The organism is Streptomyces sp. NBC_00654, assembly GCF_026341775.1.
Classification (GTDB): Bacteria; Actinomycetota; Actinomycetes; order Streptomycetales; family Streptomycetaceae; genus Streptomyces.
In genome coordinates this window covers 4,434,896-4,458,499 of the sequence record NZ_JAPEOB010000001.1, presented here as the reverse complement: position 1 = coordinate 4,458,499, position 23,604 = coordinate 4,434,896, and the positions used below count along the sequence as shown (strand labels likewise).

The 23,604-nt window shown below is 68.4% G+C and carries 18 protein-coding genes and 3 pseudogenes; 6 read left to right on the top strand and 15 right to left on the bottom strand.

The window, feature by feature from the left end; all coding sequences use genetic code 11:
* Nucleotides 1-383 precede the first annotated feature (383 nt).
* The 6 genes and pseudogenes from OHA98_RS18990 to OHA98_RS18965 form a co-directional block, all read right to left on the bottom strand.
* Nucleotides 384-1,667: a condensation protein gene (locus OHA98_RS18990; RefSeq protein ID WP_266927315.1), complete on the bottom strand. Its 1,284-nt coding sequence runs from the start codon at nt 1,665-1,667 to the stop codon at nt 384-386.
* 394 nt (nt 1,668-2,061) lie between these two features.
* A complete protein-coding gene (locus OHA98_RS18985; RefSeq protein WP_266927313.1) occupies nt 2,062-2,250 on the bottom strand; it encodes a hypothetical protein in 189 nt (62 codons plus the stop codon).
* A gap of 353 nt (nt 2,251-2,603) precedes the next feature.
* Complete coding sequence (locus OHA98_RS18980; RefSeq protein ID WP_266927311.1) at nt 2,604-2,930, bottom strand: DUF1048 domain-containing protein; 327 nt, start codon at nt 2,928-2,930, stop codon at nt 2,604-2,606.
* Nucleotide 2,931: 1 nt separating this feature from the next.
* On the bottom strand, nt 2,932-3,288 hold the full coding sequence (locus tag OHA98_RS18975) for a DUF1048 domain-containing protein (protein ID WP_266927309.1): 357 nt from the start codon (nt 3,286-3,288) through the stop codon (nt 2,932-2,934).
* Nucleotides 3,285-3,611, bottom strand: a complete 327-nt coding sequence (locus OHA98_RS18970) for a PadR family transcriptional regulator (protein WP_266927307.1) — start codon at nt 3,609-3,611, stop codon at nt 3,285-3,287. Before OHA98_RS18970 ends, OHA98_RS18975 begins: the two co-directional genes overlap by 4 nt.
* 342 nt (nt 3,612-3,953) lie before the next feature.
* Nucleotides 3,954-4,229, bottom strand: a pseudogene (locus OHA98_RS18965) (SDR family NAD(P)-dependent oxidoreductase); the annotation flags it as partial.
* Between the two features lie 106 nt (nt 4,230-4,335).
* Here OHA98_RS18965 and OHA98_RS18960 point away from each other — a divergent pair.
* Nucleotides 4,336-4,476 (top strand): annotated as a pseudogene (locus OHA98_RS18960) (TetR/AcrR family transcriptional regulator); the annotation flags it as partial.
* 477 nt (nt 4,477-4,953) lie between these two features.
* Here OHA98_RS18960 and OHA98_RS18955 read toward each other — a convergent pair.
* From OHA98_RS18955 to OHA98_RS42925, 3 genes and pseudogenes are all read right to left on the bottom strand, one after another.
* A complete protein-coding gene (locus OHA98_RS18955; protein WP_266927305.1) occupies nt 4,954-5,730 on the bottom strand; it encodes a class I SAM-dependent methyltransferase in 777 nt (258 codons plus the stop codon).
* 587 nt (nt 5,731-6,317) lie between these two features.
* A complete protein-coding gene (locus OHA98_RS18950; protein WP_323179583.1) occupies nt 6,318-7,097 on the bottom strand; it encodes an aminotransferase class I/II-fold pyridoxal phosphate-dependent enzyme in 780 nt (259 codons plus the stop codon).
* Nucleotides 7,098-7,125: 28 nt separating this feature from the next.
* A pseudogene (locus OHA98_RS42925) lies at nt 7,126-7,611 on the bottom strand (aminotransferase class I/II-fold pyridoxal phosphate-dependent enzyme); the annotation flags it as partial.
* Between the two features lie 621 nt (nt 7,612-8,232).
* Between OHA98_RS42925 and OHA98_RS18945 the strand changes: the two are divergent.
* Nucleotides 8,233-10,212 (top strand): LodA/GoxA family CTQ-dependent oxidase, encoded by a 1,980-nt coding sequence (locus OHA98_RS18945; protein ID WP_323179581.1) that lies wholly within the window; start codon nt 8,233-8,235, stop codon nt 10,210-10,212.
* Nucleotides 10,209-11,366, top strand: a complete 1,158-nt coding sequence (locus OHA98_RS18940; RefSeq protein ID WP_266927303.1) for an NAD(P)/FAD-dependent oxidoreductase — start codon at nt 10,209-10,211, stop codon at nt 11,364-11,366. Before OHA98_RS18945 ends, OHA98_RS18940 begins: the two co-directional genes overlap by 4 nt.
* Nucleotides 11,367-11,585: 219 nt before the next feature.
* Here the strand turns inward: OHA98_RS18940 and OHA98_RS18935 are convergent, their stop codons facing one another.
* The gene (locus OHA98_RS18935; protein ID WP_266927301.1) at nt 11,586-12,053 is read right to left on the bottom strand and encodes a GNAT family N-acetyltransferase; all 468 of its coding nucleotides are present in this window, start codon (nt 12,051-12,053) and stop codon (nt 11,586-11,588) included.
* A 272-nt stretch (nt 12,054-12,325) separates the two neighbouring features.
* Between OHA98_RS18935 and OHA98_RS18930 the strand changes: the two genes are divergently transcribed.
* The gene (locus OHA98_RS18930) at nt 12,326-12,955 is read left to right on the top strand and encodes a hypothetical protein (RefSeq protein ID WP_266927299.1); all 630 of its coding nucleotides are present in this window, start codon (nt 12,326-12,328) and stop codon (nt 12,953-12,955) included.
* 202 nt (nt 12,956-13,157) lie between these two features.
* Here the strand turns inward: OHA98_RS18930 and OHA98_RS18925 are convergent, their stop codons facing one another.
* Nucleotides 13,158-14,144, bottom strand: coding sequence for a helix-turn-helix domain-containing protein (locus OHA98_RS18925; RefSeq protein ID WP_266927953.1), 987 nt, complete (start codon nt 14,142-14,144; stop codon nt 13,158-13,160).
* Nucleotides 14,145-14,419: 275 nt separating this feature from the next.
* On the opposite strand from OHA98_RS18925, the gene OHA98_RS18920 reads away from it, so the two are divergent.
* Nucleotides 14,420-15,325 carry a DUF6801 domain-containing protein gene (locus OHA98_RS18920; protein ID WP_323179580.1) on the top strand — a complete coding sequence of 302 codons (906 nt, stop codon included), beginning with the start codon at nt 14,420-14,422 and terminating at the stop codon, nt 15,323-15,325.
* Between the two features lie 221 nt (nt 15,326-15,546).
* On the top strand, nt 15,547-17,754 hold the full coding sequence (locus OHA98_RS18915) for an NACHT domain-containing protein (RefSeq protein WP_266927295.1): 2,208 nt from the start codon (nt 15,547-15,549) through the stop codon (nt 17,752-17,754).
* A gap of 318 nt (nt 17,755-18,072) precedes the next feature.
* Here the strand turns inward: OHA98_RS18915 and OHA98_RS18910 are convergent, their stop codons facing one another.
* From OHA98_RS18910 to OHA98_RS18895, 4 genes are all read right to left on the bottom strand, one after another.
* Entirely contained in the window at nt 18,073-18,645 is a 573-nt protein-coding gene (locus OHA98_RS18910; protein WP_266927293.1) for a L,D-transpeptidase family protein, read from the bottom strand.
* 175 nt (nt 18,646-18,820) lie between these two features.
* Nucleotides 18,821-19,171, bottom strand: a complete 351-nt coding sequence (locus OHA98_RS18905) for a hypothetical protein (protein WP_266927291.1) — start codon at nt 19,169-19,171, stop codon at nt 18,821-18,823.
* A gap of 292 nt (nt 19,172-19,463) precedes the next feature.
* Complete coding sequence (locus OHA98_RS18900; protein ID WP_266927289.1) at nt 19,464-20,522, bottom strand: peptidoglycan-binding protein; 1,059 nt, start codon at nt 20,520-20,522, stop codon at nt 19,464-19,466.
* 832 nt (nt 20,523-21,354) lie between these two features.
* Nucleotides 21,355-23,421 carry a discoidin domain-containing protein gene (locus tag OHA98_RS18895; protein WP_266927287.1) on the bottom strand — a complete coding sequence of 689 codons (2,067 nt, stop codon included), beginning with the start codon at nt 23,419-23,421 and terminating at the stop codon, nt 21,355-21,357.
* Nucleotides 23,422-23,604: the final 183 nt, after the last annotated feature.

Below are 23,604 nucleotides of genomic sequence, written 5' to 3'. Positions count from 1 at the left end.
TGGTCCCCCTTCGGACGGTAGCCCCACCGGTGCAGCGCCTCCGCGACCTCCCGTCCCGCGCGAGCAGTTGCGGCCGCGGACCGTGGCCGTGACGTACCGCGGGGCGGCTTGCCGCTCCGGGTCAGGGATCCTCGACGAGCCTCTTGGGGGGCGGCGGATTCTTCGGCGGATAGTCAGGGTGGTCTGGCAACACAGCGGCCTCCCGGCAGGAGCGCAGGAACGGAGGAACCCGTAGAAGGCGGCAGGCCCCGGGCGAGGGCGGCTTCGACCCACGAGCCGACGGTCCCCACAGGACTGCCGCCCGGCCGGGGACCATACGAGTGCCTCGTCGCGACGAGGCCGACTGCTGCCCGGCGACCAGTGGCGCGCCCGGTGCGTGGGAGTCAGGCGACTGCCTGCCCGGGTGCGTGCCGGGATTCTGCTGTCGGCTGCGGCTCTCCGGCGGTCAGGGTGTCGATGGTGGCGGTCACCGTGTGGGCCAGGTCCTGCATCTGGTCGTCGGTGTACCAGGCGTGGCTGTAGGTCAGGTCGATGGCCAGGCGGCCTTGGTAGCGACTGACGACGACGAAGACCATGGGGACGTGGCCGAGGGGCGCCAGGCGGATGTTGCTGATGCGCAGGCCTGGGGGCAGGTCCGGTTCGGTGATGGTGCCTACGTTGGTGATGACGAGGCTGGGTGGGTGCTGGTCGAGCATGTAGGGGAAGGCGGCCAGTTCCATCGCTGCGGCGCCGCTGTCCAGGTCGGCCCGCAGGCGGGCGGCCAGGGCCTGACCGGCTGCCACGGGGTGAGTTCCGGTACTGACCTCCAGCCGGATGGAAGTGGTGGTTGCCGCGGACTGCAGGACCTCGGCCGACAGTGGCGGGGTGAGCCGGCGGCGCATGTCCACAGCCGTGGTGCACAGCAGCCTCGCCGGGCCACCAGTGGCGGGGAGCAGGAAGCGCAGGCTGGTCAGCAGGATGCCTGAGACCAGAGCATTCAGGCTCAGCGAGGCACCCCGGGCGAGCTGGACAAGCCGCTTGGTCTGTTCCGCGTCGGTGTCGATTCCGATGATGCGGAAACGCGTGTCCGTGCCGGGTCGGCCGTCCCGGGAGGCGAGAGCGGGCACGAGCGCGGGCGGCGCCTCACTATCCAGCTGTGCTCGTTCGGCAACGAAGTCCCGCAGCTCTTCCGGGGTGAATCGGGCGGCGAGCAGGTCGTCCAGCGCGGGGCCCAGCACCGGCTGGACAAGGCTGCCAGGGAGGGGGCCGCCCATGGTCAGGGCTGTGTAGGTGTCCCACAGGCGTTGGTGGAGGGACAGGTAGCTCATCCCGTCGACGAATGCCCGCGGCAGGGTCATCACCACCCGGCTGCACCCGGCTTCGCGGAGCACGGTCAGCCGCAGCAACGGCCCCCGGTCCCAAGCGAGAGGCGTGTTGATCTCCTCGTCGAAATCCTCGCCGTGGCCCAGTACCAGCCCCGGGGCCGTGTCCTCGATACGGACCAGCGGCCTTCCTTCTCGGCCCTGACTGATTTTCCCGGCGAGCAGCGGACTGCACGCCCACAGATGGTCCAGGGCCCGGCCGAGGGTCGCATCGTCCAGATCACCCTCCACATCGCAGGACAGGATGACCCGGACACCGGCCGCGTCGATGGCTGCCTCGTGCGGCGCCAGAAAACGCTCCATCATGAACTCCTCCATAGGACCGCTGCACCATCGCCTACCGGAGCACCGGTCCGGGGCCGAAGAGCCCACGTCCGCCCGGACGGATGAACCAGCGGGATGCCTCCTCCGCGCCGTCGCTCCCGCCGGTACGCGAAGGCGGGCTGTGCGCCATCCCTTCAGCCGGTGGGCGCCAAGGGAGGCTGGTCTCCAGGCGCGCCGCACGTTCCAGTTCTGCAGACGCACGGGGCGAGCGGAGGCAGCGGCACGTGCCGCTCACCGGCGGCCTATAGCTGTGAGCCCAAGTCTACTTTCTGATAGGGGCAGTTGAGAGCGTTTCGTAAGTCGCCGAAGGCCTGGATGAGCGTTGCGGTCTGGGTTGGTGTGGGATTCCAGGGCATGTCCTCGCCGATGTCCGCCCTCACGCCTGTCGTCTCGTTTTCCAGGGACATCTGCGGCAGGCGGCGGGAGAGACGATGACGGTGTCCAGGCAGGTCGCATCGACCTGGAAGGCGGAGATACGAACGTTCATGGTCAGCTGTTCGCAGTTACGAGCTGCTTCCTCGAAGGCGCAGTAGGCCCTGCCTTGGGCGTTGACGGTGTGGAGCATGGGCACGAGGTGGTAACAGCGGGTGGCTCCTCCTCCCAGGGTTGCGGCGACCCAGGTGTCCGCCGTCCCAGCCCGTGCCGCCGAGGGTGACCCCATGCCAGTTGTCGGTGAAGTTGTATGTCGCGTTGGGTGTGATGATCCTGGCGCAGGGCCCATCGGGACAGGCGTGTGACGGGACTGCGGCGAGGTGTGGGACGCGTGGTTGCGGAGGCAGGGACGGCAGGCATCGCAGAGGCTTCTCCGCGGCCGCCCGGGAGCGGCCTGGGGTGAATTGCTGAACACGATTGGCGTGTTGCCGGGGTAACGAACCGGGTGTGCGGGCAACTACGCCCACTGGCATGGGGCGACGGGTGCTACTTCGCGGCCGTACCGGAGTCCCCGCCGATGGACTCCTGATAGGCGTCCGCATAGGTGGGCGAATCCTTGACCAGATCGTCGCAGAACGCGGCGACGTCCGTGCCGATCAGTTCCACGACCCCCTTGCCCGCGGCGGCGCCCTCCTCGAAGAAATCGACGATCCCGGGGAGCAGGGGCCCGTCGGGCAGGTCGACCGGTCCGACCTTGAAGAAGTACTTCTGCATCTCCTTGTAGACGATCTGGTAGTCCGGCGGGAGCGCCTTGACCCGAGCCGTGTGCGCCCGCCACTGCTTCTTGCCCTCGATGATGTCCTGGATGCTCACGTCAGCCTCCCAGCCGGTTCAGTTTCCTCGCGACGTTACTGTTCAACTGCTCGCGCCACCGGTCGCGGTAGGTTCGAGCCCCTTCACCACCGGCAAGCGCCGCGCAGAAGCCCTGGATGTCGTCGCCGAGCACCTCGTGGACGCTCTGCCCGTCAGCTGCTGTTTCTTCGAGCAGCCCCAGTGCGGCGTCGAGGATCGGCATCAGGTTGCGGCCGGTGAAGTCCCCGTGGGGCAAGAGGTGGCCCTTGATCTGTTCCCACGCAGCCCGGTAGTCGTCCGGCAGAGCCTCGGCCCTGGCTTCAAACGCCTTCCAGTCCCTGGTGAGATCGCTGCCTGTGATGGTCTCCCAGAAGTTCACTTGCCGCCCTCCTTGAGCCTGTCGATGCGTGATGAGACGTACAGCCATTTCGCCCAGAACTTCGCGAGTTCCTCGCGTCCGGCGTCGTTGAGTGCGTAGAACTTGCGCGGCGGACCGACTCCTGAGGGTCGCTTCGTCACCTGGACGAGTTTGTTCCGCTCCAGCCGCAGCAAGATCGTGTACACCGTCCCCTCAACGACGTCGGCGAAGCCGAGCTCGTTCAGCTGACGAGTGACGGCGTACCCGTACGTTTCCTCCCTGCCGATGATTTCGAGCACGCATCCTTCGAGCGTGCCCTTCAGCATCTCCGTCAGGTCGTCCATTGCGAGTCCTCCTCGGTCCTAGCGGTACTGCGTAGTACCGAGTACCACTACACGGTATCACCGAGTAGCGGAGGATGTCACCGTGCAGTCCGCTTCTGCAGGCTCGGGGCTTCCCCTACCGCAACACGCTGAACTTGACGGAGAAGTGGTCGAGGACCAGTTGCGACGATGTGCTGCCGCCGAAGACCAGCACATCGATGTCGATGGCCGGATCGCCGCCGGACGGCCCCGCGACGGTGAGAACGGCGGAGGTGCGCAGCAGTCCGCTGGTACCCCCGGAGCCGGCCTTGGCGGTGAGGGTGATGGTGAGGGTGAGGGTGGCGTCGGACAGAGTCGAGGGTCCAGCAGCAGCGGGGTCAGGCCCTCCAGGGTGGCCGCGTCCAGCTCGGCAGCCGGGGTGAAGCCCTGGTCGCCGCTGATCGGCCCGTACTCGACCACGTCGATCCGGCCGAAGCGCTCACGGATCGCCTCGACGAGAGCGAGCACCTCGACGAGGGCGTCCAGCCGGTCCTTGCGGCGGGCCACCAGCGCAACCCGGAAACCTTCGCGCCCGAAGCGGCGGGCCACGGACACACCCAGACCGGTACCGGCACCGAAAACGGCGATCACTTTGGACACAGGACCGCTCCTCGCCACGGCAGCGTTCTTGACCCATGGGTCAAGTCAGTCTGGCGGAGAACGCGGCCATGGAGGCCGCAATGCCAGAGCCCGGAGCAACGACCTGATGCGGGCCGACGCGCAACGGAACGTGGAGAAACTGCGGGCATCCGCCGCCGAACTCTTCCTGGAGCGCGGCCTCAACGTGCCCCTGAAAGAAATCGCCCGCCGGGCCGGTGTCAGTCACGGCACCGTCTACAACCTCTTTTCCCGCTGACCCCACAGCAGACGTACGAAGTGATGGGCAGGCTCGCCGGCGCGCCGTAGCAGGTGCCGACGAGCCCCAGGGAGCGAAAAGGACGCCTCTGCTCCGGCTCAGGTGCTGTCGTCGGGGGCGAGGCCGGGGCACAGGCGGCGCCAGGACGAGGGAACGCGGGCAGGTGTCCGGCCCTGGCTCTTTCGCGCTTCGCTCCGCGGCCCGGAACGGCGATGGGGTGTTCACCCTCCTGCCGCGGGCGACCTGGTGTGGGTCTGTCGGGACTTCCGCCGCTTGGGCAGCGGATGCGCGGTCCCAGGCCGCTTCGGACATCTCCTGCTTCCAGCGGCCGTCCAGCACAACTGCTGTCGGGTGGGCCCCGTAGCACGCGGCGGTCACCGGGGTAGGACCGAGTGTGTACGCGTCCTCGGACGGCGGTACGGCGCGAGCCAGGATGGATCAGGCCCCCGAATTGTGAGGGTAGGCGCGCTATGCGCGGGTGGCCTCGAATGTCCACACGTCGTCCGCGGCTGTCGGTGCGGTACCTGCTCGGTAGCCGCCGTGGACGCTGACATGTGCGAAACCCGCCTGGTGCAGCATGGTGGTGAACTCGGCCAGCCCGAACCACAGCAAGGAGAAGATCTGAAGCTCGGTGCGTGTCAGGGTGCCGTCCCTCCAAGCCTCATAGCGAAGCCAGCGGGTGGTGCGCTGGGCCACCGGATCCACGTGCGTGCGCCACGTGGTGAGGGTGACGAGATCGCTGCCACTCCACTGGTGGGGGACCGGTCCGTTGTCAGGGCCTGTGCCCGCGGACGGCGGTTCGATGTCGACGATCAGCCGGCCTGCGGGAGCCAGATTTTCGTGCATGACGGTGAGCGCGGTCTGCGCGCTTTCACGGTCGGGAAGCAGGGCGAAGGACCCGGTGGGGATCACGATCGCTTCGAAGGCGCCGGGGTCGTGGTGCGTGGTCATGTCACCCTCGAAGACGTCGGCCTTCACACCTCGCTGAGCACAGTTGACACGGCACTGTTCCAGCATGGATACCGAGGTGTCGTAGCCGCGCACGGTCAGTCCCTGTTCGAGCAGGGGGATCAGGAGTCGGCCGGTGCCCACGGCGGGTTCCAGAATGGCGCCGGACACGTTCCGCAGGCGGTCGGCGTAGAACTCGACGTCTCCGAACGAGGTGCCGATCGGCTTGTCGAGTTCGTAGAACAGGGTTGCCAGCGGTCCGTAGCGCCAGGCGGTGTTGTCGAAGCCGGTGTCCATACGTTCCTTCGGTGATGCTTCAAACAGATAAGAGTGCTCTGTTCAGTATCTTGTGGGCATACTGCTCTATCGCCGCCCGGGAAACCAGCGAGTATGCGGACATGGCCGCACCGGTGCGTTTGTGTGAGATCGATGAGGCTGAGGAAGAACGGCCGCCGCGGACCATCCGCAGGGGCGCTCCGCGTCGGTGGTGACCTCGCGGCACGCTCAGACGGTGCTGCTGTTCGCGCAGGGCATGACCATGGCGTCGACCTCCGAGGTGTCGTTCAACACCGCCGCCTTCCGGCTCGGCCTGGAAGAACGCGGTCTCGGCTACGTGGTGGGTATCTCGACCACGACCACCGAGCAACCCGAGGGCGCACGGCCGTGCACCCCGGCCGGGACCGTGGAGGGAAGGATCGCGGCCCGGCGACGGCCGCGGCGGGCGCGCGCGCATGTACTTGCTTCGTGGCCCTGCGGATCCGGCCCGCCGGACGTGAGGTCCGCAGGGTGCTCCCGAGCAAGAGGTCACACCTTCCGGTCTTCTTCCACCGGCCCGAGCTGAGGAGCGTGTGGTCGTCGTGTCCGCCGACGTCCTATCGCGCGGCTCAGAGTTTCGCGAGTGATGCTGCGATGTCGGTGATCGCCGTATGGACGTTGCCGGGTGTGTCAGCGGTGTAGCACAGCCGGAAGAAGCCCGGATGCGGGCAGTGCATCTCTCCGCCGGGCAGGAGCAGGACCTTGGCGTCGGTGCGCAGGTACGCCTCAAGGAGGGCTTCGCGCGGGTCGATCTCGTGGTAGAGCGGTTCCAGGCCCTTGGGGAACTTCTTGCTGTCCAGGTACGCGCTCAGGTCGAGGAGGAAAAACTGGGCCGCGTTGCGGGATGGCTCGTCCTGGCCGACGTAGTGGATCTTGTTGCTCCTGAACGCGGCCGCTGCCCGGTCGTACGCGTCCTTGAGGCTCTTGCGGTAGTCCTTCATCAGCGTGGAGGGGAAGTCGCTCGGTTGTCCTGTGGTGCCGAAGAGCTGGCGTACGTAGGCACTCTTGAGGGAGTCGAGAGGCCCGAACCACGCCAACGACTTCCACGTCTCGTCGCCCTGCATGACCTTGCGGACAGCATTCGATTTGGAGATGAGGAAGCCGATGCGGAACCCGGACAGCCCGAAGTCCTTGGTCAGCCCGTACACCAGATGGAAACGGTCGGGGTCGGTGGCGTAGGCGTCCAGGGACAGCACACTCCTGAAGCCATCCGCCCCGGTGCTCTGGGAGTGGGCGTAGATCTCGTCGGAGACGATGTGCATCTGCTTGTCGAGCGCCCAGCGGCAGATGTCTTCCAGCAGCTTCTTGTCGTAGTTGACGCCGAGTGGGTTGTGGGGGTTGGTCAGCACGAGCAGGCTTGGGGTCGGGCGAGTTGTCGTAGGCGCGCTTGAGCGCGTCCACGGTCAGGGTGAGCTGATCCGCCCCGTCCAGGCGCGCGGGCACGCACCTCAGACCGGGACGCTGCTCGAAGCACCACAGGAATCCTGGCCAGAACGGCGCCGGCAGCAGTACCCGGTCCCCCGGTGCCAGTACGCCGCTGTGGATCAGGGCGAACGCCAGTGACTCCAGTGCCCCCGACCCGCCGGCGGTCGCGTAGACGTCGTAGGCGGGGTCGATGCCGGCCGAGAACCTCTGCCGCAGGAACGTGGTGATCGGGTCGAGCAGTTCCTGTGCGCCGTAGGGCGGCGACACGTACTTGGCGTCCTCTTCCGTCAGTGACACCTTCGAGAAGACGTTGTCGTGCAGCAGCTGGAACAGCAGTACGTTGTTCGCGATGCCGAGGTTGATCACCTTCTCCCCGGCGGCGGCAGCGTAGGCGACCACACGCTCCTCGGGATCGGCGATCCGCCGCAGCCGCTCCATGATCACCGCAGGTCCGGCGATCGAGCCGATGGTGCCATCCGTTTCCTGGCGGTCGCCGGTTCCCGTGATCGTCTGCGTCATCTTCCCGCCTCACATGCTGCCGGACGGCCTCTCCGTCCCCTTGGTTTCCTTCGGCATGCGCACTCCCCGAACCTGATACCCCGTACAAGTGACGAACGGCAGTGCACCAGGTGGAGAAGGACGGGCGGAAAGCCGACTGCGCGCGAGCACTGCCGAGGACGGCCCTCGGGTCCCGCAGCGGCGCCGACAGGCAGGGCCGTGCTCGCAACGGGACGCGTCGGGTGATGGGCGTGCACGCTCAGCAGGTGCCTCGGTGCGTCCCCGTCATCGACCGGCCCTCCATGTGCGGTCGGAGCGGAACATGCCTATCGTGGTGAGGGGTTGTGCGTACCCCTTCGGCGTGTTCGGGGACCGCCGCAGGGTGCTTGGGCCCCTTCTCTCAGCCCGTTCGCACACGAGGCTTCACACACTGTGCCCGGGATGAACCCTGAGATGTCAGCCGCCGGAGGAGCGCGGCCGCCTCGTGCCGCTGACCGTGACGCGGCCCTCGTGGTGGCATGCGGGCCGGGACCTCGTGCCGACGCTCTTCCGGCGGTTTCCGTGAGCACTCTGGAGAACGCCATGACGGACATCGCGTACGTGAAGATTCACCCCGCGATCGGTATCGCGCGGGTCGGGAACAGCAGCAAGTTCTTCTACGGGCCCGAGAGCCCGGACGAACCGCCCAAGGCACCCGGCTTCTCGAAGGACGGCTCCGCCGCGGTCAAGAGGCAGGCAGCGCGGTTCCGCGTCTACAGCTACGACAAGAACGACAACGTTCTGGGAGAGGTCGCACATGGCCAGCACGGTGCCACGGTCACCTGGACTGCCGGCCTGGCGAACAAGAAGGCAGCCTGGTACAAGTTCTCCCTCGCGCTGGACATCCCGGATGTCAAGGACTTCTCGGACGAACAATTCGCGCGACGCAACGCGGACATCGCTGACAGGAGCACACTCAAGAACACCCCCTCCGCACAGTCGATCTCCGGAAAGAGCCAGAGCGGCAAGGTCTTCGACAAAGGGACGATCAACGGAATCGCGGTGTACCTGGGCGAACTGCGGACCGACGAGGCGGGGCGGCTCGTGGTTCTGGGAGGCAAGGGGCACTCCGACTCCTTCACCGATCCCAAGACCGCGCTCACGACGTTCGGCAACAACGAGGGATGGTACGACGACATCTCCGACGGCCCGGTAACCGCCAAGGTCACCATCGGCGACAAGCCCTTCGAGGCGAAGCCGGCCTGGGTGGTGGTCGGGCCGCCGAACTACGCACCGGACGTCAAGGGCATCGTGACGCTCCACGACCTTCTGTACGACCTCTTCGTACGGAAGGGTGACCTCTCCTTCCCCGCGAAAGTGACGTTCGACGAACACATCAAGCCGCTGCTGCTGCGGTTCACCGGACACCAGTGGGTCAACGAGGGCTTCGCGGCCGAGTTCGGATGGCGTGCCCCGAACGACTTCACCTCGCCACAGGTCCTCGCCACCCTCGGCAGCAGCAAACCCCAGTACCGGGACCTGCGGCAGCGCGTCTATTACTCCATGCGCAACTACGAGCGCGACGGCATCTCGCCGCTGCCCTGGCCCTGGCTGTACGGGGACGCCATGTCCAGCCGCCCGAAGTCCCCCCTGCAGCACGGCGTGCTCACGCAGACGCAGGAGAGACTGCTCGAACTGTGGGTGGAGGGAAAGTTCGACGACATCACGCTCCACACCCCCCGGCCGGAACTCGACAAGGCACCCCTCGCCCTGCAACCCGGGCTGCTCGACCGGGCGGCGCTGGACTACTGCCTCGCCGACGCCTTCCATCCGGGCTGCGAGGTCACCTGGCCCATCCGCCACCTCACCCTCTACCAGGAGCCCTTCCGCATCCTGCACCGTACCGACGGCCAGGACCCGGACTACGGGCCCTACCTCACGCCCGACAAGGCGCTCGCCGACGACGGTCCGCTGCACGCCCAGGGCCCGGGCGACCTCACCCGCTGGATGGGACTCCCCTGGCAGACCGACACCGCGAGCTGTCGTTCCGGCTACGAACTCGCGGCCAACATCGGCCCCCGCTACAGCCCCTACCTCCCGTCCTTCTGGCCCGCCCGGGTACCCAACCAGGTACTGAAGGAAGAGGACTTCAACGTCGTCAACGACATGAACGGCACCGACGACCAGCGGGAGCAGGCCTTCGCCCGGCGCGCGGTCTGGCACCGCTTCCTGGACCGGGACAAACTGAAGGGTCTGCAGAACATGGTCGACTGGTGGGCCAGGTTCGGCATCGTCGAGACCCACCCGTACACAGCCGGGGACAAGAAGTTCCCCGACCAGATCCTGGCGGAGTCCACACCCGGCCTCCCCCACGTCAACGACCGCCGGAACCTGGTCAACGTCCATGTCCCCGAGGCCGGCCCCGCCGCGCCCGACGCGGCATGGCGCACCGACGTGAACCAGCAGGCTGTCGATGAGGTCACCCGGAACACGGAATTCGATCCCGAGGAGATCTCGGCCGGCTACATCGCCAACGTCGACCCCTTCCGGGACAGCGGATGACCACCTCGGCGGCCGCCGCCGGGCGCCGCCCGGACCACCGGGGTCACTACGATGCCGTGGTCGCGGGCGGCGGCCCGGCCGGCGCCGCCGCGGCCATCGCACTGGCCCGGGCCGGACGCAGCGTCCTGCTCGCCGACGCACACACCGGGCCGCCGAAAACCAGCGAATCCCTCGTACCGGCCGCCCGAATGCTGCTGCACGACCTCGGGATCGACCCCCGCGCACTCGACAGCGACCACCGCCCGTGCCACGGCACCCTCTCCGTCTGGGGATCGTCCCAGCCGCAACAGGCCGACTTCATCAACGACCCCCACGGCCACGGCTGGCATCTCGACCGGCCCGCCTTCGACAGCATGCTGCGCTCCCACGCCCTCGCCCACGGCGCGCGGGTCGCCGAGCACACCACCGCGGGACGACCGACGCGCCTGTCCGACGGTGGCTGGCAGATCGCGCTGACCACCCACGACACGCGCCGCACCGTACGCTGCCGCTGGCTGATCGACGCCACAGGCCGGCGCGCCCGCATCGCCCCGCACTGCGGAGCCGTACGCCACCGCTACGACCGGCTCGTCGCCGTCCACCTCCGGCTCGCCCACGACCCGCACGACAGCGAGAGCCGTTCCGTGGTCGAATCCGCGCCCGACGGATGGTGGTACACCGCCCCCTGCCACCCCACCGGCCGCCTCGTCGCCTACTTCACCGACACCGACCTCACCCCACCCGCCCTCACCACCCCAAAGGTCTTCCTCGACCTGCTCGCCACCACCCCACACGTCGCCGCCCGCGCCCAGGGCCGCCCGCCCCGCCCCGGAGACGTGCCTCGCCGCTGCGCCGCCCATACCGCCCGGCTGGAACCGGCGGCGGGAGAGGGGTGGATCGCCGCAGGCGACGCGGCGGCCGCCTACGACCCGGTCTCCTCCCAGGGCATCCTCACCGCCCTCTACACCGGCAAATGCGCCGGCGAGGCCGTGGACGCCCACCTCGCGGGCCGGTACAGCGCGACCGGCACCTACGCGGCACGGCTGCACGAGACCTTCGACGGCTATCTCCTCGGTCACCGAACCGTCCACTCCTGGGAGGAACGCTGGGCAACCCGCCCCTTCTGGCACCGCCGACAGCACCCGTCCCCGCCGGACACGGCACCGCACCGGTGACCTGCACACCCAGCCCCCGGGCCCGTACAGGGCTCTTCCATAGGGATGCGTAACCCGTGCGGCGCCCAGAACCGAAGCCCGGTCAGACCCCTGGCAACGGGCTGCCACAACCGCCCACAGGGTGCTCGATCAGCCCGCCGCCGGGTCACGGGGCCACGTCCCGCCGACCCCCCGGGCGGCCATCGCCGGAAGGCGGCTCCGTACCGACGCACGGCGCCGCTACAGGGCCAGGCGTAGCACCCGCTCGTGGTCGAACATCTCTCCCGTCTCGGCGAAGCCGTACCGCAGGTAGAAGCCCAACGGCGAACCCTCCCCCGGGACGACGCTGGTCACCAGCTCCCGGGCGTCCGGTCCGGACCTCAGGTGCGCGACCGCCGCGTCCAACGCCGCCCGCCCGTACCCGCGGCCCTGGAACCGACCGTCGATCAACATCCGCCACAGGTAGAACGGCCAGGGAACGTCCGGGTTGCCCTCGGCCACGCCGTCAGCAAGCATCATGAACCCCACCGGCCGCTCCCCGGCGTAGACCGCCCGCGGCCAGGGCGCGAGTTCCGGGTGCTCGGCGGCGTCGCGCAACGAGCGGACCACACCGTCGACGAAGCTTTCCTGCCCGGCAGCCACTCGCAGGTCCAGCACCGCAGGCCGGTTGAGGTCGGTGATCGCGCGGAGGGTGACAGGTTCGAACATCCAGCCATCCTTGCCCAGACGCTGCCCGCAGCCAACAGCCTTTCCCACCACAGCGTGCGGCGGGCCTGGTCACACAGTTCTGGACTGGATTGATCGTCCAGGCTGTCCGGCAGTGACGGCCTCTCCGACCGCACGCCCCGGTGATCCGACACCGCGCGGCCGCACGGTGGGCGACACCGGACTCGCCGCCGTGGTTCGACGTGCTGGCATCGTTGGGTGCTGGGTACGGCTACTCATGCGTCGCACCAATGCTGACGTCTACCGTCACCTGCATGTTCAAGATCCCTGTACGCAGAGCCGTGGTCTCCGGGCGGCCCGCCCTGTATGCCGTCACCGGGCTCGTAGTGACCGGGCTGCTTGTCGCCGCCGCGGTGGCGGGGAAGGCCGTATGGAACGGCACTCCGTATCCTTCGGCCGACCCCGACGCGGTCGCGCAACGGCTCAAGAGCAGGTCCGACGGGGTGTACGACGGCTTCGCGCTGCCCGAAACGTACGCCGTCGAGCCGAGCAGGGTAGATACCGGCGCCTGCTACTACCGCGGGCTGAGGAGCATCGCCCACATCGACGAGGCACGAAGCGACGTCCGCAGCTTCGGAATCGATTGGAGCGTGGCCGATGTCCCCGAAGCCACCGCACTGGAGGCGCAGCGGCGCGTGCGCCAGCGGCTGGCGCGGCAGGGTTGGAAACTCACCCACGAACGCGACCGCACCGGATCCACCTTCCGCGAGCTGGGCTTCCGTTTCGAGAGTCCGGAAGGTGGCGACCAGGTCGACGTGCAGTGGAACGACTCGACCACGACTCTGTTCATCAGCGTCTACGCCCCCTGTGGGCGGGTTCCCGACACCTTCGACGAGTACAACTGGCCCGAAGGGGTCTGGCATCCGAAAGAGCTCGGTCTGTGACAGCCACCCCGCTCCCTCGCCCCCGCCTCACCCGACCGATCACGCCGAGGATGGGCCCAGGTGATTCCCCGACACGGCCGCACCCGTCACGTTTCGGCACGTCAACGCCCGGTCGTCGAGCGCGCCTTTGCCCACCTGCACGGGGCCGACGCCTGCGGATCCGCTGGGAGATCCGCGATAGAGGGGCTGACGGCTGAGGCTGTCAATCAGCTCCGGCGCGAATCGCCGACGGACCGGGGCTCGCGCGCCGCATCTCGCGGGGGCATACCCCGAAGCGCTGCCGGAATGCCGCGCTGAGCGCGCTCGAGGAGGAGAATCCCGACGCGTACGCCAGCTCGGTGATCGTCATGTGCCGGTACGCGGGTGCCCGCAGCCGGTCCCGTACCAACCGCAGCCGTTCCTCGCGGATCAGCTCGCGGGGGGTCGTCCCGGCATGCTGCAGGGCCAGCTGCACCTGGCGCAGCGACCAACCCAGCGCCTGTGCCGCGGTGACGCCGGTCAGATCGGGATCGGCCGCGTGCTCGCGGATGTACCGGCGGACCACCGTCTCCACATCGGCCAGGTGGCCCGGGGCTGTGGGTCGGTCTTCGCCCGCGGCGAGCATGCACAGCAGCTCGACCAGCCGGTCCGACACCGCGTCGAACTGGCCGCTGGTGAGGGTGGCGCGCTCCTCATGCAGACCGATCAGTATGTCGCGCACCACCCGGCCCAGACCGGAGGTCAGGTCGAGGCCCGCGGTGAGTGGCGACGACCGGTTCAATCGCCCGTTCACCTCCTGAGCGGCGATCGACATGATGAGCGCCCGCATGGAGGCGTCCTGAAGGATCTCGAACGGTTTGGCGAACGTGACCAGGCACCCGGCCCCCGGCGCCAGCCGTACCTCCTGGCCGTCCTGCCGCAGCACCATCTCCCCGGCGACCGGTAGCAGCAGGCGGTAGTCCTCGTCCGGGTCGTGCCGCGTCTGGCCCGTGGTCCTGGTGTACTTGATCGTGTCCGACCAGAACATGACGAGCTGATAGGTGTCCGTGCACTGGCGGATCGTCCCCGCATGAAAGTCGTCGGCGCGCGGGTACCCGTAGCCCATCCGGCCTTGATACGACGTCACGTGCTCGCTCCAGAAATCGGTGCGCTCACGCAACGTCACGTCGCGGGTTGTCGACGAATCCACAACGTAAGTTTCCAAGGCCATCGAAGACACCCTTCACCGCAGCCTTCTCGAAGTGTGCATATCCAGAGTCGGTCCTCGCGCCCATCGCATCAAGCGTTGCGTACAGCGACAACTTTCTTACGCACAGGCACAATTCCCGGCGCGCCGTCCAGTCCTACGGTCGGTCACAGGATCCGCTGTGCGCCAGGGCAGGGCGGGCCCCACCCGACTGAGGTGGGACGGCGCCGCAGCAGTCCCCTCCGTGGAAGAACCCATGAGCCTTATCCAGAGGCCCTTGCACCTGGCTGAGGATCAAGATGGCAAGTGACAAGCCGATCCGGAACCTGCGTGAGCGGCGCAGGACTTCCCGTGCCGTCCCGAGCGGTCCAGTGGCCCGTAGGGCCTTGGGGCTGGCGATGGCCGCAGGGGTTGCCTGCGCGAGCGTGGGAGTGCTCGGAGCCGGAACCGCGGTCGCGGACCCGGTATCGCTCAAACTGCGGTACGTATGCTCGGTTCCGGTGCTCGACGACCGGGCAGGCACGGTAAGGATCGACTCGGATGTACCGAATTCGGCTGCGGTCGGCAAGCCCACCTCGAAATTCGTCATCCATGCGGCGGTGCCGGTGAACGCGGCCGACGCGAAGGCGCTGCGCAGGGCAGGTATCAAGATCATCGAGGGCACAGCGGAAACGAAGGTCCGCGTGACGGCGCCTGAGGGCGACACCAACCTCAAAGTGCCGTTCCATGTGGCCAGGACCAACGTCCCGGAGTCCGGACCGTTCTCGGTCAAGGCGACCGGCGTCGCGCCGAGGTTCACCTTCACCCGACCGGGCAGGGCGAAGATCACCGTAGGTGACCTCATCATGCGCGTCACCGCGAGTGGCGGCATGACCATCGAACTCGACGTGCCGTGCAGGCTGAACAAGGGACAGAACAACACCGTGGCATCGCTCGACATCACCGGGCCGAGGACGACGACCGGACCGACCCCGTCCAAGGTGCCTGATACGGCCACCTCCGGCACCACCGGGTCACAGAGCCCGAGCCAAGGTGCGAGGGCGGGTGCGACCGCGGAAGGCTCGGCCGGACCCTCCGGCAGCCTGGCTACGACCGGCAGCCAAGGCGGCATGAGTCTGATTCCGCTGGTCGCGGGAACTGTTGTCCTGGGCAGCCTTGTCGTGGCCGCCGCCTTCCGCTTCCGCTTCCGCTCACACAGCAGGTGACCGGGCGAACCCTGGCATCCCCGAACGGGGATGAGAGAAACCCCGGAGTCTGATCCAGACGATGAGGGGGTGCTGCGGTGGCCTGCCGGGAAGCTCACCTCGGCAGTCCGCCGAGCCGGGCCGATCGATGCCGGTCGGAATGCCGGTAGCGACGGACCCGGTGGACACCTGTTGCGGCGTTCGGTTCCCTGAACGACGAAGCCAAGTATGAGGACAGGCACATGCGGACGGCACGTCACACGCTGTGGGGTTGGCTGGCGCTCACTGTGGTGGCCGTGGGGGTGGCGGTCGCCATCGCCATCCGGGCGGGAACCGGGGATGTCGACCCCGGCGGGTTGGCGTTGGGGCTGGTCAGCCTGATGCTGGCGATAGCGGGCCTGTACCAGGCGACGCTCTCCCAGGCCTCGCAGGATACCGACACCGCCGGAATCGCCGACCGCCTCGCAGGCCACATCAGGAAACGCGAAGAGGAAGCCCGCCAGAGGCTCCTCGGCGGCAGCGACCGCACCATCGACGTCAAGTTCACCTTCCTCCCCTCCCCCGCCCACCACGCCACAGGCGCGGCACCCGAAGGCACGTTGAAAGACATCGCCACCTACTACCGTGATCTCCGGCTCGGCCGCCTCGTCATCACCGGCGCACCCGGAGCCGGCAAGACCGTGCTCGCCCTCCACCTCATGCTGCTCCTCCTCGCCGACCGAGCACTGGGCGCCCCCGTTCCCGTACGCCTGTCGTTGTCCACCTTCGACCCCAACCGGCACAGGCTCGACGGCTGGATCGCCGACCAGCTCACCCGCACCTACCAGTTGCGCCCCGCCGCGGCAGCCGCCCTTGTCACCGCCCGGCTGATCCTCCCCGTGCTCGACGGGCTCGACGAAATGGACGCCAGTGAGGCTCCCGAGGGCGACTCCCGTTCCGCAGCCGCTCTGGAGGCCATGAACAGCTACCTCCATGGCACCACCAAGGGCCAGCTCGTCCTCACCTGCCGCAGCACCGCCTACCTCGCTCTCGAACGTGCGAACCTGTGGGCGGAGGACGCCTCCCGGATCGACATCGCTCCCGTCAGCCCGGCCGCGACCGAGGCGTTCGTCACCGCCCGCGCCCGCAGACCGGCCCGCTGGGAACCCGTCCTGAACGCACTCCACGCCGGCCGGTCCAGTCCACTGGTTCAAGGCCTGTCCACACCCTGGCGACTGACCGTAGCCCTCGCCGTCTACGACGAACGTCATCCCGACGGCAGCTGGGTCCGTGATCCCGTGGAACTCCTCGAACTCACCTCGCAAACCCCCGAACAGATCCGAGACCATCTGCTGAATCTGTTCATCCTCGCCGCTTCCTCGACAGGCGGCACGGCAGCGCCCTACACCCGGCTGCAGGTGCACAACTGGCTGACCGTCCTCGCCCGCTATCTGCACACCAACACCGTCAGCCCCCGCGAAGTGGCCGGACGGCACCTGTCGGGCACCGACCTCGTACTCCATGAACTGTGGCCGCTCACCGGCCACCACCGCGCACGCACCGTCCACGTCCTGCTGACGATCGCGGTGTGGGCCACCATCGACGTGCCTGCCGCCCTGCTCGACGCCTGGCACGTGTACGCAACGAACGTGACGCTCATGGTGCTGGCCGGTCTTCTCCTGGGAATCCCACCCTGGCCCGTACCGTCCCGGCTGGAACGAGTAGCCGCCGGAACCCCGGCCGCACGACACCAGCTCGTGAACGGGCTTGTGGGCGGGCTCTTCTGGGGTGGACTCATCGTCGTGGTCGACATGGGGAATGTCGTCGGGCCGGTGGCCGGGCTCGTATACGGGTCGGTGGTAGGGCTCGCCGGTGGAGCGATGGTCGGGGCCGGGCTGGCGGGCGTGCTCTCGGACACACCCGAAGCTCCCAGATCGCGCGGAAGCGCGTCGCCGCGCGGCGTGGTTCGGGACGACCTCGTGACCGGGTTCGCGACCGGCCTCGTGGTCGGGCTCGGGTTCGCCCCCTACTACTGGTTCGCCGGGGGCCCCGTGGTCGCGCTCGGGGCAGTGGTCATCTACATGCTCCTGTTCGGTCTCGGCGGCGGGCGTGCGCTCGCTCTCCTCTACAACCGCCTGTTCAGATGTGGTTACCGCGGCGCGCTCGACTCGCTGTTCCGGCCCTGGCGGGTGTTCGGTCCCCTGTTCAGTGCCGGCGCCGGCCCCGCCCTCGGCGCTGCAGGTGTCCGCTACATTGCCTTCCTGCTCTGCACCCGCCGCTGGTGGTCCAACCAACCACTGCCCTGGCGTCTCGGCCGTTTCCTCGACTGGTGCTGCGACGCGGGTCTGATGCGCACCGCCGGGATCGCCTATCAGTTCCGCCACCGCGAACTCCAAGACTTCCTCGTCCGCGGCCACATCCACCACGACCCGCCGAACCGACCCGCCTCCGCACGCAGTACACGCCCCTGAGCCTGCCCACGGACCGGCGGACCTTGCGGGACGTCCTGCTCGTCGGCCCCTCGGCTACGTCACCCGGCTCGGCCAGTGCGCCCGGATCCGCCTGCGGATCGTCCCGGGCGGGAGTGCCGTCCCGGGCGGGAGTGCCGTCCCGAGCGAGAGTGCCGTACCGATCCGGGCCGTACTTGCCGCGGCTGCTGCACGCTCGCCCACCTCCCGGAAGGTCCGGTAGCCATGCGACGGTCAGCGACCCGGCGGGCGCCGTTGCCGGGCGCGCCTGCCGTCGTACTGGGGCGGCGGAGCGGTCCTCCCTCTCCGCCGCCGCAGGTGTCAGGCCACTACACGCAGGTGGGTGGGCCATCCGATGCGGTTCAGGAGCCGGAACACCTTCTTGATGTCGGTGGGGTCCAGCTTCACGCAGCCGTTGGACCTGTAGTCGCTGGTGCCGTCCCAGCGGCGGGCTTCACTGCTGCCCTGGCTGCCGTCGCGGTTCATCTCGGAGTGGATGAACATTTCCGTGCGGGTGCGAGTGCCCTTGGAGCACTTCATGTCCTGGAGGTGGACGGCGTAGCCCTTGATCAGACTGCCGTTGTAGGTGGGGGTCTTGACCTTGATCCTCCAGTTGCCGTTCGGCAGCCAGCCCCGGGCACGTGCGCAGTCGTCGGTGGTGCCGGTACCGGATCCGGCCCGGTAGGCGGCCCAGAGCTTCGTCCCCTGGTGAACGGAGAGGCGTGAGTCGGTGGGGTCACCCTGGTTCTTGTCGAAGACCAGGGTGACCGTGGCTGTGGGCGCGGCCACCGCGAGGGTGGGTGTCCGTGCGGCGGCGTCCGGTGCCAGGGTCAGCGTGGTCGCCATGGCTCCTGCGATCGCTGTGCCGCGCAGGTGGCGTGAGGTGCGATTCATGCGTTTCGCCTCGTTCATCCGGTGCGGCCGGGCGTACCGGGCCGCACGTGCGTGGTGTGGTGCGGCAGGTGGTCGGGGCGGAAGTCCGCGATCGCTGCGGTCCGGACGGGACTCGCCCCGCCGGTGGTGCGGCCGGGGGCGGGCGGAGCGCGCCCGCCCCCGGGGGAATGCCGGGTCAGACGGTGGCCAGGCGTACCTGGGCCGAACTCGTCCGCTTGAAGGTGTAGGTGAAGGAGTTGCGGACGCCGGAGTTGCACGCCGCCTTTGCCTTGTACTCACCGTTGCCGGCGTTGATGCGGACCTTTGCGCACCTGCCGTCCGTGCGGGTGTCCTGGAGCCAGCCGGCCACCGTCACATCACCGCCGGAGCAGCGCAGGCTCCAGTGGGCCGATGCTCCGTCGATGACGGGGGATGCGGAGGACGGGCAGGCGGCCGCGTTCGCCGGCCCGACTGTGCCGAGGGCAAGCCCTGCGGCGAGGAGGAAGGTGGTCACAGCGGAGGTGAGGATCTTGCGGGCAGCGAACATGGACGTGGCCCCTCTCGGGCGGTGTGCTGGCAGGGAGCGGACCGGCATGAGACCTGGATCTCTGCGTCCGCCGATGGGGCGGACTGTCCGGGAGCGCCGGTCGCGGACCCAGCATCACCGCAGAGGTGGGGAGGGGGAAGGGGCTACCGGCTCCATGCTCAGGCGCATCGATGCGCCCTGCATGACGGGGCTCTGACCACCGGATATGCCGTGATGCAGAAGGGCTGCGGGGTGCGGGGCCGGTGCCCGGGACGGGTGCGGCGCGCCCGGACGGGCGATGTGATGGGCGGTCTCACACGGAGTCGGAGGGCAGCGGGCCGGTGTCCCTCTGGTATTCCGGCCTTTTGAGTGGAGGGTCCTGTTCCACCAGCAGGGCCAGCCAGGTGTCCATGTCCACCCGGCCGGTCGCGGGCAGGTGATGCCTGGCCTGGAAGAACCCCACGTCCGCAGCGGTCGCCGCGGTGTACTTCCCGGACACCGTCGTACCGCCAAGACCGGCGTTGTTCAGGAGTTCCTGCACGGCGCGGACTTCGAAGGTCTCGGCCCCGGGTCCTACGTCCGGGACCAGCTCCGGCCAGGTGAGCCTGCCCACCTTGCCGTCGACCGGCAGGTTCTTCTTCAGCTGGAAGTCCATGACCGCGTCACGGGTCTCCTCCCCGATGAAGCCGTCGGCGCGGATCTCGTAGCCCTGCCCGTTCAGCAGGTACTGCAAGGCGCGCGCACGCGTGAACTGGTCCTCCACGCCCATGCTCATGATCGGCCACTCCCGCGGCTCCTCACGCGTGGCAGCAGCACCGGCCGCACCGTTGGCCGTGGGCGCGAGGTGCTGGGCGAAGAACTGTTCATGGACGACCCCTCCCGCCGTGAACGCCACGGCCAGGGCCGCCACCCCCAGGAAGGGCCGTAACCACAGCCCCCTGCGCCGGACCCGAGCACCGCTGCCGTCCGTGCCTTGCTCGGCGGCCGGGTCAGGGGCGGCGGCGGTTGCCTCACCCTCCCGGGCACCGACGGGCGCGGGAGTTGGGACAGTTCCGCCCGCTGCCTTTTGACGGCCGCTCTCGCGCGCCGCTTCCCGCCACAACGCCCTCGCCTGTTCACGTTCCACCGCCGGGGCACACAGCAGGGCATGCAGCGTCTCCACCACGTTCAAGGGAGCGACCGAGACGTGCCTCGGGTTCAGGTAGCGGGAGAGCGTCGTCTGGTCGACCCCCAGCCTCAAGGCCAGCGCCTGCTGCGTCGGCCGGGTACCTCCGGGCGGCTTCCCGCTCTCCTCCCACCAGCGGCGCAACAGCATCGCCAGCTGTTCCCCTGCGCCATGCTCCCGCCCCTGGCCGCCCGGCTCCTGCGCCATCTAGTGCCACTCCCTGTTGTCGTGCGAAACCGCCAGGCCTCCGCGACACCCGCAGGTTTGCATAGCAGCAGGTCAGATCTGTGCATAACGGGATTCGTCGTTGCATCGGCCGCAGCGGCGCCGATCGTAGCGACGCTGCCGCGGTGGCCTGCACCGCCGCAGGCGGGAACATGCGGACCGTCCGCTCCCCCGGCCACGCCCGGAGCCGTCCTCGCGATACAGCAAAGCACCCGAAAGATCGCAAAATTCCGCGCCGGCGGCTGTTGCTGGGCCAGCTCGCATTCACCCGGACGAGTACACGGGCGACGCCCTACCGGACGGACGGCCCGGGGGAACCGGCATACAGCTTCCGCGAAGTGACCGCACAGAACAGCGCCCAGATCGCCTCGCGCGTGCGGTGGGCACCCGCTGACAACCCGGTGCTGCCCCAACGGTCGTGAAGTCACCTACGGGCACACGTGGCACGAGTGCGTGTACGACGCGACGCGCTTCGTCGGCCCCGGCCGGGAGGTCGTAGGGCTTGGTGACGGTTCGCGGGAGGAGTTCGCCCACCTGAACAATGCAGACGGCGGCCACGCGGGCTCTGGGCGTGGGGTGTTCGCGGGCTGCCCACGCCCGAGGCGCCGCTGCACTGCGCCGTGAACGACATCGCGGTGCGATGCGAGCCGGGGTCGCCGGGAGGTCCTCGTCCCAGCCGAAGACCTCCCCCGACAACAGGGAGCCCCGCCGGTGATCGCCCAAGGAGAAGGACCGGGAATTCAGCCGGGGCCGGCCGGATCACGAGAGCTGATCCGGCCGGCCCCGGCCTTGGGGTACCGCTCCACCGGTGCCGTCAGTCGCTGTAGACGCCGACCTCGTGGAGCGAGTAGCCCCACTGGGTGCCGCGCTCCAGCCCCTGGATCCGTACGTAGCGCGCCGGAGTTCCGTCGAACCGCACCGTGTCCAGTCCGCCGTCACCAGCCGTCGTGGACGAGGCCGTCCGCCAGTTCGTGCCGTCCGCCGACAGCTCGATCCGGTATGACTTCCCGTACGCCGCCTCCCAGTCGAGGGTGACGCGCTTGACCAGGTTCGCGGATCCGAGGTCGATACGCAGCCACTGGTTGTTGTTCCACTCGCTGGCCCAGCGAGTGCCCTTGTCGCCGTCCACGGCCCGGTCGGGCGCGAAGCTGACCAACGGATTCCACCATTGCGACGTGGACGCCGAGGCGGCCGCGCCCGAGGCCAGGTTCACCCCGGACTTGTGCCGCTCGGAACTCCCCCAGGTGCGGAGATACGACTCGGCGCCCGCGAAGAGGTCGTCCACGACGCCCTGACCGCCGACGATCCGGATGTCCTCGATCCAGTCCGGGACCATGCCGTAGTGCGCGGCGCCAGTGGTGTTGAAATCCCAAGTGCGCTCGCCGGTGGTCTGCTTGTCGATCACCGATCCGCCGTCCGTGCTGCGGAAGGGGTATTTCACCGGATTCGGCGTGTCGCCGCCCCGCGGGCCCGGCCAGCCGCCGACACCGTTCATGTCGGTGCCGTAGCCGTAGCCGACCCCGTACTTCTCCCGCAGCGCGTCCGTGCGCTCGGCCTCCGCGCTGAACGCCTCGGAGCCGCTCATGTACTGACCGATGAACCCGCCGAGCTTGTAGAGCCGCTCGGTCCAGCCCAGGTCCATCCAGCTGTGCGAGGAGACGATGCCCGGGTACGACTCGGATTCGAGGATGTCGAAGGCCTGGCCCGCGGCCTTGACGCTCATATGGTCGATCTCCAGCATCATCTTGCGGTCCATCATGCCGCGCACCGCGTACTCACCCAGGTCGGTCAGCCCCCGGGTGTTGCACTGCGCGCCCGAGGCGTACGAAGGGACGGCCACCCCCGCCGGCAGCTGCTTCTCCGCTGACGCAGCCACCGCGTTGCCGATGGGATTGTCGTGCTGCGCGCCGCGGCAGGTCTCCGTCTTCCAGAAGGTTCCGGTCGACAGGAACTGACCCACGTTGATGGCCGTTCCGAGGGCGCCGGAGTCGAAGCGCACCCCGCACAGGGCGTTGTCGAACTTGTGGCACAGGAACATGCTGCGTACGCCCAGCTTGTGCAGCTCGTCCAGGCCCCGGTCGATATCCGCCTTGGAGCACTGCGCGACGTCCAGGATCTGCTTGCAGCCGAACGGCTCGGAGGTCTCGACGCCCAGGACGACGGCCAGCTTGCCCTGCTCGATGACCTCGCGGGCCTGGGCGCTGTCGGTGACGATGCGGAACCAGCCCTTGCCCGGACCGCCGTACATCTTGTCGATGTAGGCCTGCATGTCGTACGTCTTCTGCGCCTCGAGACGGATGGCGGTCATCTCGTCGCAGCCGCGGTCCTTGAAGAAGTAGACCGAACAGATCACGCCGTTGGTGACCAGGTCGTTGACCAGCACTCGCTGGCCACCGCGCCAGGCCCTCTCGATCCAGGCGTAGTAGTTCTGCTGGTGGGTGAGCGAGTCGTGGGCGGGCCAGTCCTTGAAAGCCGGCCACCCGTTGGGGTCGTGCTTCCCGTCGCCACCCTTGGTGATGAAGTCGAAAATGGCGAGGGTGCCGTCGGGGTAGTGCTCGGGGCAGTCCTTGAGCGCGTCGGCAACGCCTTGCTCCGAGAACGGCTTGCCGCAGATCAGCCGGCCGCCGAAGCCCTCGTTGGACATGATGTGGTCGTGGGCGTCGACGAAGCCCCTCACGCGCCCCTGGTCATCGGTGCCTTTGAAAGGCTCGCCCGTCACGTTGATCTGCGAATCGGGCGTGGGCCGAGCGCCCGGGGTCCACCAGCCGGGCTCCGCCGCGGAGCTGGGCATCGGACCGAGCAGCAGGGCCATCACGGAAACGAGCAGTGACACCACCGTCAGCGATCGGAGCCTGCGGCGCGGATGTCGAACCATGTTCATCACTCACCTTGATTGGCATGTCCATTCAAGTTACTGGCGAGTTGAGAATCGCGACCACCGTCAGCAGAGTCAATACTCCGGCACACTTCACTTGATGGCCTATCAGTTCTGATGCGCTCACGCCGGAAGGCTGTCCCGCAGGACAGCCTTCCGTCTCACGACCGCGTCGGCCGAAGGTACGGG

Coding starts and splice junctions, on each gene's coding strand:
- OHA98_RS18990 (WP_266927315.1), bottom strand. CDS start 1,667: ATGATGGAGCGTTTTCTGGCGCCGCACGAGGCAGCCATCGACGCGGCC.
- OHA98_RS18985 (WP_266927313.1), bottom strand. CDS start 2,250: ATGCTCCACACCGTCAACGCCCAAGGCAGGGCCTACTGCGCCTTCGAG.
- OHA98_RS18970 (WP_266927307.1), bottom strand. CDS start 3,611: ATGGACGACCTGACGGAGATGCTGAAGGGCACGCTCGAAGGATGCGTG.
- OHA98_RS18955 (WP_266927305.1), bottom strand. CDS start 5,730: ATGGACACCGGCTTCGACAACACCGCCTGGCGCTACGGACCGCTGGCA.
- OHA98_RS18940 (WP_266927303.1), top strand. CDS start 10,209: ATGACCACCTCGGCGGCCGCCGCCGGGCGCCGCCCGGACCACCGGGGT.
- OHA98_RS18935 (WP_266927301.1), bottom strand. CDS start 12,053: ATGTTCGAACCTGTCACCCTCCGCGCGATCACCGACCTCAACCGGCCT.
- OHA98_RS18930 (WP_266927299.1), top strand. CDS start 12,326: ATGTTCAAGATCCCTGTACGCAGAGCCGTGGTCTCCGGGCGGCCCGCC.
- OHA98_RS18925 (WP_266927953.1), bottom strand. CDS start 14,144: ATGGCCTTGGAAACTTACGTTGTGGATTCGTCGACAACCCGCGACGTG.
- OHA98_RS18920 (WP_323179580.1), top strand. CDS start 14,420: ATGGCAAGTGACAAGCCGATCCGGAACCTGCGTGAGCGGCGCAGGACT.
- OHA98_RS18915 (WP_266927295.1), top strand. CDS start 15,547: ATGCGGACGGCACGTCACACGCTGTGGGGTTGGCTGGCGCTCACTGTG.
- OHA98_RS18910 (WP_266927293.1), bottom strand. CDS start 18,645: ATGAATCGCACCTCACGCCACCTGCGCGGCACAGCGATCGCAGGAGCC.
- OHA98_RS18905 (WP_266927291.1), bottom strand. CDS start 19,171: ATGTTCGCTGCCCGCAAGATCCTCACCTCCGCTGTGACCACCTTCCTC.
- OHA98_RS18900 (WP_266927289.1), bottom strand. CDS start 20,522: ATGGCGCAGGAGCCGGGCGGCCAGGGGCGGGAGCATGGCGCAGGGGAA.
- OHA98_RS18895 (WP_266927287.1), bottom strand. CDS start 23,421: ATGAACATGGTTCGACATCCGCGCCGCAGGCTCCGATCGCTGACGGTG.